Source organism: Rhizobium sp. ZW T2_16, from assembly GCF_044987325.1.
Classification (GTDB): Bacteria; Pseudomonadota; Alphaproteobacteria; order Rhizobiales; family Rhizobiaceae; genus Neorhizobium; species Neorhizobium cellulosilyticum.
Genome location: NZ_JBJDRG010000077.1, coordinates 1 through 614 on the forward strand (window position 1 = coordinate 1; position 614 = coordinate 614).

1 protein-coding gene is annotated in these 614 nt (G+C 58.3%); it reads right to left on the minus strand.

What is annotated here, in order from left to right; genetic code table 11:
* Positions 1–601 (minus strand): ABC transporter ATP-binding protein (locus ACI3K0_RS30805; RefSeq protein WP_404946995.1); only part of this gene is annotated, 601 nt, incomplete at its 3' end.
* Positions 602–614: the final 13 nt, after the last annotated feature.

Here is a 614-nt window from a genome sequence, read left to right on the forward strand (position 1 = left end):
CATGCGTCACCATGATGTAGGTGAATCCGTGTTCTTCGCGCAGGCGCTGCAAAAGGTTGAGGATTTCCGCCTGCACGGAAACATCGAGAGCCGATGTCGGCTCGTCCAGAAGCAGCAGCGAAGGCTCAAGGATCAGCGCCCGCGCAATTGCGACACGCTGGCGCTGCCCGCCGGAAAGCTGATGCGGAAAACGATCGAGAAAGGAGACGGGCAGTCCGACATCGGACAGCACTTTCTGCATCCGCTCCTCGTGATTTGTGAGCTTGTGGATTCTCAGCGGCTCCGAAAGCACGGTTCTTACCGACTGGCGCGGATGCAGCGAACCGTAAGGATCCTGGAAAACCATCTGCAGCGTGCGGCAGCGTTCGATCAGCGGCATGTCGCGCACGGACTTTCCGTTGATCAGGATCTCTCCCTTCCAGAAGTCGGTTAGCATCGAGATGCAGCGCAGCACGGTGGATTTGCCCGATCCGCTTTCGCCCACCAAGCCGAAACATTCTCCCGGCTCCACCAGGAAGGATATGTCGGGAAGGACCTTGAGCGCTGTTGGCCCGTGGCCGAAAGTAATGGAGAGATTGCGTGTCTCGACTGATACCGTCATCGGGAAACCTCCT